Source organism: Chroogloeocystis siderophila 5.2 s.c.1 (genome assembly GCF_001904655.1).
Taxonomy (GTDB): domain Bacteria; phylum Cyanobacteriota; class Cyanobacteriia; order Cyanobacteriales; family Chroococcidiopsidaceae; genus Chroogloeocystis; species Chroogloeocystis siderophila.
Window position 1 is genome coordinate 78275 of sequence record NZ_MRCC01000015.1, and the last position, 14019, is coordinate 92293.

At 43.3% G+C, this 14019-nt stretch carries 13 protein-coding genes; 1 reads left to right on the plus strand and 12 read right to left on the minus strand.

Annotated features, from left to right (window positions below):
* Positions 1-860: 860 nt before the first annotated feature.
* The 9 genes from NIES1031_RS17600 to NIES1031_RS17640 form a co-directional block, all read right to left on the minus strand.
* Positions 861-1784: an NAD(+) kinase gene (locus NIES1031_RS17600; protein WP_073550808.1), complete on the minus strand. Its 924-nt coding sequence runs from the start codon at positions 1782-1784 to the stop codon at positions 861-863.
* 4 nt (positions 1785-1788) lie between these two features.
* Positions 1789-2094 (minus strand): NADH-quinone oxidoreductase subunit NuoK, encoded by a 306-nt coding sequence (gene nuoK, locus NIES1031_RS17605; protein WP_041918524.1) that lies wholly within the window; start codon positions 2092-2094, stop codon positions 1789-1791.
* 79 nt (positions 2095-2173) lie between these two features.
* Positions 2174-2815 (minus strand): NADH-quinone oxidoreductase subunit J, encoded by a 642-nt coding sequence (locus NIES1031_RS17610; RefSeq protein WP_073550809.1) that lies wholly within the window; start codon positions 2813-2815, stop codon positions 2174-2176.
* Between the two features lie 92 nt (positions 2816-2907).
* Positions 2908-3492, minus strand: a complete 585-nt coding sequence (ndhI, locus tag NIES1031_RS17615) for an NAD(P)H-quinone oxidoreductase subunit I (RefSeq protein WP_073550810.1) — start codon at positions 3490-3492, stop codon at positions 2908-2910.
* A gap of 44 nt (positions 3493-3536) precedes the next feature.
* Positions 3537-4655, minus strand: a complete 1119-nt coding sequence (gene nuoH / locus NIES1031_RS17620) for an NADH-quinone oxidoreductase subunit NuoH (RefSeq protein ID WP_073550811.1) — start codon at positions 4653-4655, stop codon at positions 3537-3539.
* Positions 4656-4971: 316 nt separating this feature from the next.
* The gene (locus NIES1031_RS17625) at positions 4972-6108 is read right to left on the minus strand and encodes a citrate synthase (protein WP_073550812.1); all 1137 of its coding nucleotides are present in this window, start codon (positions 6106-6108) and stop codon (positions 4972-4974) included.
* Between the two features lie 297 nt (positions 6109-6405).
* Complete coding sequence (gene sixA, locus NIES1031_RS17630) at positions 6406-6897, minus strand: phosphohistidine phosphatase SixA (RefSeq protein WP_073550813.1); 492 nt, start codon at positions 6895-6897, stop codon at positions 6406-6408.
* 52 nt (positions 6898-6949) lie between these two features.
* Positions 6950-8218 (minus strand): DHH family phosphoesterase, encoded by a 1269-nt coding sequence (locus NIES1031_RS17635; protein WP_073550814.1) that lies wholly within the window; start codon positions 8216-8218, stop codon positions 6950-6952.
* Between the two features lie 312 nt (positions 8219-8530).
* Positions 8531-9028, minus strand: coding sequence for an HNH endonuclease (locus NIES1031_RS17640; protein ID WP_073550815.1), 498 nt, complete (start codon positions 9026-9028; stop codon positions 8531-8533).
* Positions 9029-9290: 262 nt separating this feature from the next.
* On the opposite strand from NIES1031_RS17640, the gene alr reads away from it, so the two are divergent.
* Entirely contained in the window at positions 9291-10463 is a 1173-nt protein-coding gene (gene alr, locus NIES1031_RS17645; protein WP_073550816.1) for an alanine racemase, read from the plus strand.
* Positions 10464-10681: 218 nt separating this feature from the next.
* Here the strand turns inward: alr and NIES1031_RS17650 are convergent, their stop codons facing one another.
* From NIES1031_RS17650 to NIES1031_RS17660, 3 genes are all read right to left on the minus strand, one after another.
* Entirely contained in the window at positions 10682-11065 is a 384-nt protein-coding gene (locus NIES1031_RS17650; RefSeq protein WP_073550817.1) for a hypothetical protein, read from the minus strand.
* Between the two features lie 68 nt (positions 11066-11133).
* Complete coding sequence (locus NIES1031_RS25770; protein WP_073550818.1) at positions 11134-11778, minus strand: hypothetical protein; 645 nt, start codon at positions 11776-11778, stop codon at positions 11134-11136.
* Positions 11779-12081: 303 nt separating this feature from the next.
* Entirely contained in the window at positions 12082-13359 is a 1278-nt protein-coding gene (locus NIES1031_RS17660) for a glycosyltransferase family 4 protein (protein WP_073550819.1), read from the minus strand.
* Positions 13360-14019 lie beyond the last annotated feature (660 nt).

Sequence of the window (14019 nt, forward strand, 5' to 3'; positions counted from 1 at the left end):
GTTACGATACATGACAACTTAAGGTATAAGTGGTGGTGCCAAACTTGAAAGACAGTGGCTGAGAACCTGCTGAAGTAGAAAGCGAGTCATCAGCGCTTCGCGTCTGACCTGTACTAGTTTGTATCGAAAGTATAACTGTAGATGTAGTGCTATAGGATCTGTTCACATTTATGGTCACTGGTGTATGTGCTGTCATTCCACTAGGACCCCAAACTGTGTGGGATTGAAATTTTAATGTTACGATTCCCAGCGAATGATTGCACACAAGCGTTTGAAACGTTACCGTAGCCATTACAAATAGTTCCTTATAGTTATTTATACTTATTCAGGCAAGAAAACAGGGATTTCTCCCTGCATTGCCGTCATAATTAAACTCAATGCAACTACATTGTATTTCGGAAAAACTTGGTACTTTTTGAAGTAAAAATCTTTGTTGTATAGCCTCAAACTCTGTCATGGCAGGGATATACAAACAATTAAGTAAGTTGATTTGTTAGTGTTTTTCTATATTTAAAATATGAAAGCTTTAACTTTATAAAGATAAAAAAAAGCCTGGTAGTAAGAAAATAAACGGATGTAAACTAAGCTTACATCCGTTTATTTCTCAACCTATAATTGTGTCTTCAGTAGACCTCCTGCATGAATTGCACTCTTCCTACGATTGAAGTCGGGGCTACTCAAACAAAGTTGACGAGCGCACACTAAAATAAGAGTTTTGAGAGGGTAAAGTATGCCTTACCGGTATAGTCCAAAAAGATGTACAGAGTGTGGACGGCTGCGAATTTATTCACCAAGCATTCATGCAAGATATCTATAGACTAGGCTTGTGTAGCTGCGACTTTAGTCGCTAAGCTAGCAGATTAATTATCTCGGTGATTATTACTGTAGCGAATCCTCGCGCCTGCCCACTGTAGCTTTTCGCGTAATGTTTGATAGTACGAATAATTTTCGCGTAAAATAATGAACTTGGCACGATATTCTGCCATGCGGACATCGACTCGTTGACCAGGCCAAATCGAAGTTCCGAGAACGCTATCAGTCCATAACTTTGTATTCAACTCGTAATCTGCCAAAGGCCAGATACTGACAACCGAACCCGCAGGTAAAACGATCGGACGACTCGAAAGACTCATCGGGCAAATTGGAGTTACCGTAATCGCCTGCATTCCATCGTGGACAATCGGACCATTCGCCGCCACGGTGTACGCCGTAGAACCCGTAGGTGTGGCAATGATTAATCCATCACCTTGGTATTGATCGACAACCTCGCCATCGATTTCCATTTCCAGGATCGAAGTAATCATCCGATCTGCCGATGCAGGTTTAACACAAATTTCATTGAGGGCAAAAAAGCGATCGCTGACAGGATCGAGATTGCTACTATTTCCCTCAAACACTTGGGCTTGTAGCATCATCCGCCGCTGAATTGCATAGAGATCCGAAGCTAACCTATCCCAGACTTTTTCGGAATCTTTAAAGACATCAAACGACTCGGTTAAAAACCCTAAATTCCCGCCGACATTCACCGCCAAAATTGGGATGCGATCTGCTGCTAAATTTCTCGCCGCCGATAAAGCTGTACCATCTCCACCTAGTACCAAAGCCATATCAATCGGCTGTGTTGACGACGCCAAAAATACCGGATAAGGATTATCTTGCGGTCCACTTGGTCCCATCAGGACGCGACAGTTGCGACTTTCCAACTGCCGCGCACACTTTTCTGCCCAGCTTTTACTTAGCGAATCTCCAGCTTTGTGAGCAATAATAACTTGATTAAGCTGCACGCACTTACCACTTCAAGAGGTTAAATTGCTCCATATCTACAGTATCGCGGTTACGATAGATTGCGAGAATAATTGCTAATCCTACAGCAGCTTCGGCAGCAGCGACCGTAATCACGAATACTGTAAATACTTGACCTTTGATTTCTAGTGGGTCTAAATAGCTAGAAAATGCCATCAAATTGAGATTTACCGCATTGAGTAGCAATTCGATCGACATCAGCACGCGGACGGCGTTACGGCTAGTAATTAAGCCGTAGATGCCAATACAAAATAAAGCCGCAGCTAGCAAGAGAAAGTACTGAAGTTGCATATTTCTTGATCTATCCTCAAACAAATCATACATAAAAGCCTGCGATCGCAGGCTAAAAATGACGCACAGTTAAGTAACGCTACTCACTGCGACGATTATCATCTAAATTACTTGTTTTATCACTCGAAATTCCTACTAATTCGCGGGGGCGTTCGGGTAAAGTCAATACAGGTTGCTGCTGCTTGTCAGGCGTCATTACTTGGTCAGGCAAAAATTCGCGCCGCGCTAAAATAATTGCCCCAACCATTGCCATAAGTAGTAGAACCGATGCTAGCTCAAAAGGCAACAAAAAGTCACTGAAGAAGTGCTGACCAATTAAAACAATCGTGGTATCGTTGGATACTGCCTCAGTGGAATAAGCCCAAGGCGTAACCAAGACCATCGTACTTAATAAAACAAATAGCCCCGCACTAACGATCGCAGTTACAACCGGACGTACCCAGGCATTTGGCAGAGGTTTAAAGTCTTCGCGCTTGTTCACCAACATAATGGCGAATAAAATCAGGACGTTCACTGCACCGACGTAAATTAATACTTGGGCTGTTGCCACAAAGTCAGCATTGAGCAACAAATACATTCCCGAAATACTGACAAACACACCCGCCAACAAAAAGGCAGAATAAACAATATTAGAAAACAGTACAACACCGAGGGCTGAACCAATCATCATCACAGCCAAGATGCCGAACGAAACAAGTTGTACTCCTTCAGCTAAATTCACAGCTTTTTGTCCTTTGCTAGTTGCTAATTGCTAATTGCTAATGACGCATTCCACTAACAATTAATGCTCCTCACCCACTCTATAAAAAAATACTACTTTTCCTGCTGTTCTAAAATTTCTTCAGGATGTAGTCCCGCGCCACGTGTGTTTGCAGGTAGGTCGTGAGGTGAGACAACGCCTTTTGGTAGGTAAACAAATTCGCGCAACGGTGTCACCATTGGGTCATCAGTCACTTTATAAGGCAAGCGTCCTAAGGCTACGTTGTCGTAGTTCAATTGATGGCGATCGTACGTACACAAGTCGTATTCTTCGGTCATCGATAGACAGTTTGTCGGACAATATTCTACGCAGTTACCGCAGAAGATACACACACCAAAATCGATGCTGTAGTGCTTCAGTTTTTTCTTTTTACTCGCTTTATCAAATTCCCAGTCAACGACGGGTAAATTAATCGGACAAACCCGCACGCAAACTTCGCAAGAAATACACTTATCAAATTCAAAGTGAATGCGACCTCGGAAGCGTTCGGAAGGAATTAGTTTTTCGTAAGGGTATTGTATGGTAACTGGTCTGCGCCCCATATGGTCGAAAGTGACAGATAATCCTTGACCAATATAACGACCAGCCTGTACCGCGTCTTTCGCGTAATCACCAACTTGTTTGAGGAATTTTAACATGGTGTGTCTCTCTCTTTATGTAGCTGTTAGCAATCAGCTAATTGCTATCCACCAAAGGCAGTGGGAAAGGCAAGCTTCAAGGCTGCGGTTAACAGTAGATTTGCCAAGCTAACTGGTAATAAAAACTTCCAGCCTAAATCGAGCAACTGGTCAATGCGTACCCTAGGTACTGTCCAGCGTAATAAAATTGCTGTGAATACAAGGAAGTAGGCTTTGAGTACAGTCATTGTGATACCCAATGAAGCGTCTACTATCTCTAACCAAGGACTTGTTTCACTGACACCGAACCAACCAGCAAGTAAGTCTAGCGGAATAGGAGATTCCCAACCGCCTAAATATAAGACTGTGACGAGGAGCGCGGATAGCACCAAGTTGACGTAGGATGCAACATAGTACAGCGCGAACTTCATTCCTGCGTATTCGGTTTGATAACCTGCAACGAGTTCTTCTTCGGCTTCGGGTAAGTCAAAGGGCATTCTTTCGCACTCTGCTAATGCCGAAATCCAGAAGATAATAAATCCAATCGGCTGTCGCCAGACATTCCAGCCAAGAATGCCATAGCCTGATTGCTGTTCGACAATATCGATGCTACTGAGGCTATTCGACATCATGACGACTGCGAGGACTGCAAGCGCTAAGGGAATTTCATAACTAATTGATTGTGCTGCTGCCCTCAAACCACCTAGTAGTGAGTACTTGTTGTTTGACGCATAGCCTGACATCAATAATCCAATCGGTTGAACGCTGGACAACGCAATCCACAAAAAGACTCCTGTAGCCACATTTGTGATTGCCAGATTTTCGCCAAACGGCACAATCAGATATGACAAAAAGACTGGTAGGACAACAATGATTGGTCCTAAAGTAAATAGCCAAGGATCTGACTTGGCAGGGATGATGTCTTCTTTAAAAACGAACTTGATACCATCGGCAACCGGAGATAATAAGCCAAAAGGACCCATAAATTCTGGACCAATGCGCTGTTGCGCGGCGGCTGAAATCTTTCGTTCTTGCCAAATGGTTACTAGTACTCCTACAGTTGCGCCAATTAACATTAGTACCATCGGGACTGGCATCCAAACAGCTTTGGCTGCGCCTGCTGGTAGCCCTAAGTCGATCAGCGATTTGATGAAACTTCCTTGGAGGTCAATTCCTGTACTCATGTTTTCTTTGTTAAAGTTGTCGCATGATGGCGATCGCCATCGCCGCTGTAGTTAATATTTGTAAATTCATTCCCTACTTTTTTCAGGACATGTCTTGATTGTGAAGATATTTTTACCTTTCAATGCCTAGTATATCGTTGTCTGGTTAGCTCCAAAAAACCTTCACTGAGAAATTCTACTTATACCTGTGTTTAGTTTTGCTGTCTAGGAAAGAAGAGCAACGAGGACTAAGAGTTATGAGTTCTTAGCGTTGAGTGTGTTGAGTGTTGAGTCAAGAAAATCTTAATTCAAAACCCGCGCATTCAAAACTAAATTTTCAGCGTTGCTCGATGGGTGTATAGGCAACGTCATGATGACCTGTATACACTTGGGTGGGGCGAAAAATGCGATTCTCAGCAAGTTGCTCTTTCCAGTGCGCTAACCAACCGGCGACGCGGGCGATCGCAAATACTGGCGTAAATAAGTCTGTAGGAATTCCCATCTTCCTGTACACTAAACCAGAGTAAAAGTCAACGTTAGGATAAATTCCTTTGTGACCGAGTTTTTCGGCGATCGCGCGTTCTAATTCAACTGCAATATCGTAGTACTTGTCGTAGCCAAATTTATCAAACATTTGCTCGGCGAGCTTCTGTAGAATTGTTGCTCTTGGGTCTTTGACTTTGTATACGCGATGTCCAAAGCCCATAATTTTTGCTTTGCGTTGCAAGCGATCTTCTAGATAGGGGCGGACGTTTTCTACCGAGCCAATTTCTTCCAGCATTCCGATGACTTCTTCATTCGCGCCACCGTGTAAAGGTCCACCTAAGGTTCCGACTGCGGAAGCAACAACCGCGTAAGGATCGGTAAGCGTAGAAGCGGTAACGCGCGCCGAGAATGTCGAAGCATTCATTGTATGTTCGGCATGAAGTGTTAAACAAACATCAAAAATCCGCGCCATCAACGGGTCAGGTTCGCGTTCGCTGAGCATATAAAGAAAGTTAGCCGAATAATCTAAGTCATCGCGCGGGCGTACTGGGTCATTTCCTTTACGCATCAACTGAAACGCAGCCACCATTGTGGGAATCGTCGCGAGGAGTCGAACGACTGCATCGCGAATATAAACAGGGTTATCTAAGTCACGGCGTGAGTAAAATAAACCAAGTGCGGCGGCGGAAGCTTGCAACGCGTCCATCGGATGACCGCTTTCAGGAAAGCTTTTCATCATGTCGCGAATGCGATATTTGATCCGGCGGTGATAGCGGACTTCGTGTTCAAACTCGATTAATTCATCTTTTGTAGGCAGCTTACCCCAAATGAGAAGATACGCTGTTTCCAAAAAGGTACTATTGTCCGCAAGGTCTTCAATGCGGATACCACGATACTCCAGTATTCCTTCTTGTCCATTAACAAAGCTAATACTAGATTGGGCGGCGGGAATGCCTTCTAAACCTGGCTTAAATTCGCAGACGGACATGGCTACACCAGCTGCTTGTGTGTAAGTACAATACTCTACGCTAACTTACCAGAAACTGGTGTTGTGTCGCTCTTTTTACCAGAATTATCTTTTGGAGGAGTCAGAGGACGCGCTTCGCGCAGACCTACGGTTCAGGGGTCGGGGGTCAAGAAAAATTTATGCTTGAACATATAGAATTGAAGATGAGCACCTTGTATATCAGTACAACTCTGCGTTTTCTTGGCGACTAAAGCCATAGATTTGAATCTCTTATATTGGTTCGTTCCCTGACCTCTGACCTCTTCTTGATAAAACTGGTCACAACAAAAACTTGGGTGGAGTCAACCAAAATAACTGAGCTTGACCGATGGGTGAATCTGTTTCTGGTAGTGTTAACCCAATGATACCTGCTTTTTTTAGTATTAGCCTAGCGCGATCTTCACCCCAAACTAGAATTTCTGCCCATTGTCCTAAATTCGGTTGATGACCTACAAGAGCTAATTGCGTTTGCTGGGGGTATTGTTGCGCTTTGAGCCAGTCTAACCAATCATAGATACTACCATTAGGCGCAAGGTGAGCCGATTCAGTAATTTCTCGACTCAGTTTATACTCGTGTAAGATTTCTGCGGTTTGCCGCGATCGCACCAAAGGACTAGTCAACACAACATCAAACCGCACGCCCAAATCGTACAAACGCCCTGCGACTTGACGCGTTTTATCTTTCCCTTTGTTAGTAAGCGATCGCACTTCGTCGGGGATACCAATTTCTCTTTCTTGCGCGATGCCGTGTCGAATAAGATAGATTTCCACTGGGGTTACGATAGTAGGCTATTAGTAGGACACTTAGCTTATCTGTTCTACTTTATTCGGTTTGAATTGGATTATCTTTAGGGTTGACGAGCCGCAAGAGTTTTTGCTTGATTTGAGCGTCAAAGACTTCCCACTTTTTCTTGGCGTACTCTGATGTTTCGATGTAACCTGACAAAAACCCGATTGGAATTTCAAAGCCGCCAGCACTTGTACGACCACCACCGAAAAAGCGTCCGTGACTGTCTTGTCCAAATGCTTCTTTAATAAACTCATCTGGATCGAGTGTGAGTTTTGTTGTGCGCAACGAACCAACAACGATTTCGAGTTCTTCGTCTTCGTCGTGAACGATTCCGTAAACAACTGCGGTGTGTACGTTCTCTTCTGTCACTAGAAAATCTGCTGCTTGGGGGATGGCATCGCGGTCATCATAGCGTAAGTATCCAACACCAGCGATTGAGAAGTTATTTTGCACCATGCGGTTTTTCAGCGATCGCTCGATGACGTCCATCACGCGCTTTGAGCGATTGGCTTGTAAAATGGCGTTGAGTAACTGCGCGTCATAAAATCGACTCAGATAGGCAGCCGCTAAGAAATCTTCTTCTTGTGCTTGCATTAAGCGGTCTGTGTCTGAGCGCAAACCATGCATCAATGCCGTCGCACACTTGATATGCTGAGGAACACTACTATCTAGTTTGAGTAATCCTGCTTGGAGATATTGGGTAAAAATTGTTGCTGTTGCGCGAACCGTCGGACGTAAATCGACAAACTCAGCTTTTAAGTCGCCCTGGAAGCTGTGGTGGTCAATAATTGCTGTAATCGGAATTCCACTTTCTTGGACAACTGACAATAACTGGCTCGTTGTCCCTTGATTATCTATCAACGCACAACCTGTGTACATTGATAAATCTTTACTTTTGGCTGCTTGTGCTGTCCAGCGTTGTGCGGGTAAACCAGTTAACTTAACAAGTGCGATGTTTTCTTGATGGCTAAGCGTCCCAGCATAGACGATATCACAGTGAATCTCATATTCCTGGGCGATTAATTGATAAGTCCAAGCACTAGAAAGTGCGTCTGGGTCTGGAAAATCTTGTAGAATAACTAGCTGGCGCTCTTGTCGATGTTGCTCTAAGATATGCCGCAAGGCATCTGCTTTTTGCACCAACGATGAGTGATTCCGCTGGGCTTGATGGTTGCCCAGTTCACTCGTTGTCATTGGGGAGGTATCAGGAGCCGGTAATTCCACCGTTGCTACTAAATGGGGGTCTTCTGTAAGCTCTTGAGAATACGAACTATTTGACAAGTGAGACGAATTCAAATCCATAAACTGAATTTTTGTGAGTGTGAGGCGCGAGTTTAGGCAGTCAATAACTTTTTGATATTAACTAGCTATTGAGGCTACACACTACAATTGTCGCAAAAATCTTGGCGTGCGACGCTAGTCCTTATAGCCTATCTTTTATTAGAGGTAAATTCGGTATTAAAAATTGCGATTGACTTATTCCATAAACTGCTTTGTATTTGACAACCGATTGCACGCACTATTAAGTAGTAATACTCAATTAAACTTGAGCTTGTCAAAGCATTATAAGTATATAAAAAGAACCAGATCTCAAAACTACAGTTTATTTATGATTTAAAGACCAATAATGTATTTTTGCCATTCATCATGTAGCCCGCTTTTGAGATGCTTGCTAACTTCAAAATATAAGCTACTGTAAGGTTTACGGGGAAGGTGATGAAGATACATATGTGCTTCAACAGGGGTGCGATTGCCTTTTTTAACGTTGCAACGAACGCAAGCAGTCACGATATTTTCCCACGCATCACCCCCGCCACGCGATCGCGGTACAACATGATCCAGCGTTAAATCATCTCCTGTGTAGCCGCAATATTGACAAGTGTGACTGTCACGATGAAGAATGTTACGGCGAGTTAAAGGAATTTCTTTGTAAGGAACGCGTACGTAGTGACGCAACCGGATAACGGTTGGCAGGGGAAAATCGGCATAAAGATGCTTACCGTTATGTTCTACCCGCTCAGCTTTGCCTTTGATTAACAGAACAACTGCGCGCCGCCAGCTCGTAATATTGAGCGGTTCGTAAGAGGCGTTCAGGACTAGAACCTTAGCCATTGATGGTCGCTCAAGCCAATATTTTTTACAGATAGTAACACAACTACATTACGCTATGCAGCTTTTAGCGGCAAGTCTGGTCAAGTCTTTTACTCACACTGCCAACATATATACACTTTTGCAAGCAACACTTGCGACAAATTAAGGCAGTACTTGTGACAATCGCGGTTTGAAAGCTAAACTTCCTAATCAAATCAGCTAATTGCCAAGCGCTAAACGCTAACGGCTTTAATTCGAGTGTGGATAAGGTGAAGGAGCAAAAATGACTTTAAGTTGGCAGCAACCAATAGCAACAATGCGATGCGATCGCGCATGGGTAGAAATTAGCCTAGGATCTTTAGCACACAACATCCATCAGCTACAAAGTTTATTATCTGCAAAAACGCACTTGATGGCAGTCGTCAAAGCAGATGCTTACGGTCATGGTGCTGTTACGGTAGCGGAGACTGTCTTGCAAGCTGGGGCGAGTTGGTTAGGGGTGGCAACGGTTCCTGAAGGCATCGAGTTAAGAGAAGCAGGAATTAGCGCACCGATTTTGATTTTAGGCGCAACGCATACACCAGAACAAATCAAAGCGATCGCGCATTGGCAACTCCAGCCGACAGTATGTAGCTTTAAGCAAGCGCTGGTTTTTGCGGAGACATTAAAGACAACAAATCAACTCTTACCTGTACACCTCAAACTCGATACAGGAATGTCGCGGCTTGGGCCTTCTTGGCAACAAGCTGTTGAGTTTGTCCAATTAATTCAAGGGGTGCCTAACTTAAAAATTGCCAGCATTTATTCGCACTTAGCAACCGCAGAAAGCATCGACCAAACAATCTTAAGGCAGCAACAGCAAAATTTTGAGCAGGCGATCACGCAAATCAAACGCTCAAACCTACAACTTTTTCAGCACAAGCAAATCCAACCCGCGTTGCACTTGGCGAACTCAGCTGCTACACTCACGGCTCCTGATTTGCACTACGATATGGTTCGTGTCGGTTTAGCGATGTATGGACTTTATCCTGCTGTTCATTTAGCAGTGATTGACCTCAAGCCTGTAATGCAAGTTAAAGCGCGCATAACACAAGTCAAAAAAATCCCTGCGGGAACCGGAGTCAGTTATGGTCATAAATTTGTAAGCGATCGCGCGATGCAGATAGCCGTAGTCGGTATCGGTTATGCGGATGGAGTTCCGCGCAACTTGTCGAATCAAATGACAGTATTAGTTCGCGGTCAGCAAGTCCCGCAGATTGGCGCAATTACGATGGATCAACTGATGTTGGATGTCAGTGCGATCGCAGATGTTCATGAAGGCGAAGTCGTGACGTTACTTGGTGAAGATGGTAGCCAAAAAATTTCAGCTGATGACTGGGCAAAGCAGTTAAATACAATTTCGTGGGAAATTCTTTGCAGTTTCAAGCACCGATTACCACGCGTTGCTGTGCCATAAAGTTGGTAAGCATGAAGAAAAGATCAGAGTAGTTCAGAAGACGCGTGTCAACTACTCCTTGTTGGGAAACGTGAAGCGATTTAGCGAGTTTTGCAGTGGCATATATTTTTGTGTACCTCTTAGTTTCCACAAAAAGGTGAGAAAAGAAGGCAATAAGTTTGTTGTAGGAACTGGCGTGGATAGGAAAAGGTATCACGCCAGGCTTAAGAGATTTAATATTAATCTACAAAGTCTGTTGACATATCAGATAAAGCTTCATCAGCGGCGATTGGGCGGTTTCCATCAATGTTGAGTCTACCTTTGACTTCAAAATTATCTGCGGCGATCGGACGTTCGCCATCTATATACACAGTGTTTTGCACTTTTAGATTACTCGGATCGATTGGGCGTTTGCCGTCAATATTGAGAGTGTCGCGATCGCTAAACTCGTTTACGGCGATCGGACGTTCGCCATCTTCCTCATAGGTATCCTTGACTTCAAAATTATCTGCGGCGATCGGACGTTCGCCATCATCAATGATCGTGCCTTGAATCTCCAAATTACTTGGGTCAACCGGACGACTAGGAGAACCAACTTGCTTGGATGTTTGCTTTTTTTCCATTTTTGAGAATGCCTTGATACTTAGTTTTAACGCGTGATGTGTGTATTTGATTTAACTTACATTGCCTTCTAGCTATTTTTATGCTTTGTTGGAGTTACTAACCGATAGTGCATTCCTGGCTCTGGAGTTGGTGGAAAAGGTTCGCCTTTAGTTGCTGTGACTTCTTGTCCTTTGTTACCGCCACGAGGACCTGTAAGTTCATACAAGCCGCTTTCAGGGACTATCTCACCAGGTTTATACAATTCATTTCCACTAGAATTTGATTTGTCGGTTGTGGCTGTAGAAGTTTTGTAGCTAAGACGAAATTGGCGTTCGATTAAAAAGCCAGGAAGAAAGCCACCATGGTAGCGAACTTCTTCTAGCCTGCCAAAAACACCTTTGATTTGCGTAACGGGGGACAGTAGCTGTGTATTCTTTTGACTCCATTCAACTAAACAGTTATCGATCATTTCTTGAAACTCTAATGCCAGAATCATCGCATCATCGGCGCCCAGGTGAGGATCGACAATAATGGAAAACTTTAAAGAAATTGATAGCGTTGTTTGCAATTGTGAAGCGTGATCGCCCTTCACATCAGTAAAAGATTCTTCTGCATGAAAACCAAACTGCGGTCGGAAGTCGGCGAATTCGTCGGTTGCAAGCTGGTGATGCAGATAAGGCAATAAACCTTGTTCTGAAGACAAGATTTGACGAATAGTTGAGCTAGCGGTCATAACTTTTTTAGCAAATGAGTATGTCTTGCGACTTTAACCTCAACAATTTCATAAAGCGTATTGCAATGCTACCCCCTAATTGAAGAAAGTACACCAGCCGCTCGATAGAAGCTCAAAACTTAAGAATGCTCACGGCTGTCTACCTGGCTACTATATGATTGCCAAAACTCTAAATTCAAAAAACATTAGCTGACAACTATTACGGCTGTCAGCTAATGTTTTGTGTAAGCTATGAGTGCTGAATATTAAGTTGTAAGGAGCATAGTCAAACTAAAACTCAAAATTCAATGCTCAGAGCTTAGTTTAAGCTGTCGCGACAGCTTCATCTTTTGTAGAAACGACAACTGGTTCTTCTAGAAGTTTGACGTACAATTTGCTAAGTTGAGCAGCTACGCCATCCCAACTAAATTTATCTTCTACGCGTTTTCTAGCAGCACGACCTAGTTGATTTCGCCACTCAGGATTACTTAATATGCGGTCAATCGCGGTTGCAAAAGCATCGTTGTCTTTCGGTGGTGCAAGTAATCCAGTTTCTTCGGGTACGACAGTGTATTGTAAGCCGCCAACATCGCTAGCAATCACTGGTGTTCCGCTTGCCATCGCTTCAATAGCTACTAAACCAAAAGGTTCGTAGTGGCTAGGAACAACACAAACGTCTGCTGCTGCATAGTAGATAGGTAGGTCATCGTCACCAAGACGCCCTGGAAAAACTGTCATGTCTTGCATTCCCAGTTCGTTGACAATACCTTCAATGCGATCGCGTTCTTTGCCATCGCTTTGACCAGGACGGCTACCACCACCGATAATTAGCCTAAGATCAGTACCTCTTAGTTGCGATTGAGCAACAGCACGTACTAGCGTTTCAATACCTTTACGGAAATCAAATCGACCTACATAGAGAATAACTTTGGTGTCTGCGTTGATTCCGAGTTGCTGTCTTGCTTGTTGTTGATCGATTTTACCGAAGCGATGGATGTCTGTCCCACAAGGAATAATATCGATATTGCCTTTTGTAGAAACGAGCAAGCGCATATGTTCTTGTTCTTGAGGACTTGTGGCGACAATTCGCTGTGCTGTCTCTAAAACTTCTTTTTCCACTGATAAACGAGTTTTCGCAATCAATGGAATTGTGGAAATTGATTTGTACTTAACCGCCCCTAGTGAATGATAAGTGTGAACTTGCTTACAACCCTGGATTTTTTTTAACTCCATCCCTACCCAGGCAGAAAGCCAATAGTTTGTGTGGACTATTTCGTACTCAACACCTGATTTTTGCTGAAACTTCAGCATTTGTTGTACAAATTCCGGCGCGTGTTTAAATAAGTTGTCGCGTGGAATAAATTCTTCTGGACCTGCGGTAATCCGAATTGTGCGGCAATTTGGGGTATGCTCGACAATACTCGCTTGGTCTGCACTTGCTTTACGGGTAAACATATCAACTTGCCACCCTAACTCAGCTAGTGCTTCCCCTACATGGCGTACATAAACGTTTTGTCCTCCGGCTTCTTCCTTACCGATTTCAACCGCTGGGTCTCCGTGGACTGAAATCAGGGCAATGTGCTTTTGGCTTGCAGAATTCATGGTGTAGTTGTTACAACAATTTAGTTAGGTTTAAAGTGGCTTTGCGATAGTCTTACCTACCGCTAAAAACCAAAAAGAATATTGCATATTCTCAAGTTTAATTTAAGCGATTCTACACTTCTTTACATCCCCTACGGGAAGTACTGTAATCCCCATAAAGTTAAAAAGATCAGCGCTCGTTGTTGCTGATTTTACCTATGCAACGACTACGCTTCTACCTTGAGTAAGATTTTTTTGTAATGCACTATTTACTTTACACGTTAAATATGTAAGCTTGTATTTGATATATCAATACTTAACTTAAGAAAATCAGCTTTAAATGTCGTTGTCTATCTTCGCCAGCTACTCTGATGAAACTCTTGATAAACTCTGTAAGATAGCGTTTCTAGCTTAAATTCTCGCAGCAGACAGTTTTAACTTGAGGTCTATGTGTCTACCTTGGCAATCTCTTTGTATTTAACACACTCTATTCAAAGCGACACAAATATAGTAATCCTATTTGAGTTTTAAGATTTTTTTGAAACGAACCACAGAGTACACAGAGAACGCAGAGGAAAGAGATAGAGAGGGATTCTCACAACTGACTTGAGATTACGATATTTGATCAGCTTAATTTATAAGAATAATAAGCGTCTCTTAACTGATTATCAAGACGACAAA

Excerpts from the sequence above, each read along its gene's own strand:
- nuoK (WP_041918524.1), bottom strand. The coding sequence starts at position 2,094 with ATGCAACTTCAGTACTTTCTCTTGCTAGCTGCGGCTTTATTTTGTATT.
- ndhI (WP_073550810.1), bottom strand. The coding sequence starts at position 3,492 with ATGTTAAAATTCCTCAAACAAGTTGGTGATTACGCGAAAGACGCGGTA.
- nuoH (WP_073550811.1), bottom strand. The coding sequence starts at position 4,655 with ATGAGTACAGGAATTGACCTCCAAGGAAGTTTCATCAAATCGCTGATC.
- NIES1031_RS17625 (WP_073550812.1), bottom strand. The coding sequence starts at position 6,108 with ATGTCCGTCTGCGAATTTAAGCCAGGTTTAGAAGGCATTCCCGCCGCC.
- NIES1031_RS17635 (WP_073550814.1), bottom strand. The coding sequence starts at position 8,218 with ATGGATTTGAATTCGTCTCACTTGTCAAATAGTTCGTATTCTCAAGAG.
- NIES1031_RS17640 (WP_073550815.1), bottom strand. The coding sequence starts at position 9,028 with ATGGCTAAGGTTCTAGTCCTGAACGCCTCTTACGAACCGCTCAATATT.
- alr (WP_073550816.1), top strand. The coding sequence starts at position 9,291 with ATGACTTTAAGTTGGCAGCAACCAATAGCAACAATGCGATGCGATCGC.
- NIES1031_RS17650 (WP_073550817.1), bottom strand. The coding sequence starts at position 11,065 with ATGGAAAAAAAGCAAACATCCAAGCAAGTTGGTTCTCCTAGTCGTCCG.
- NIES1031_RS25770 (WP_073550818.1), bottom strand. The coding sequence starts at position 11,778 with ATGACCGCTAGCTCAACTATTCGTCAAATCTTGTCTTCAGAACAAGGT.
- NIES1031_RS17660 (WP_073550819.1), bottom strand. The coding sequence starts at position 13,359 with ATGAATTCTGCAAGCCAAAAGCACATTGCCCTGATTTCAGTCCACGGA.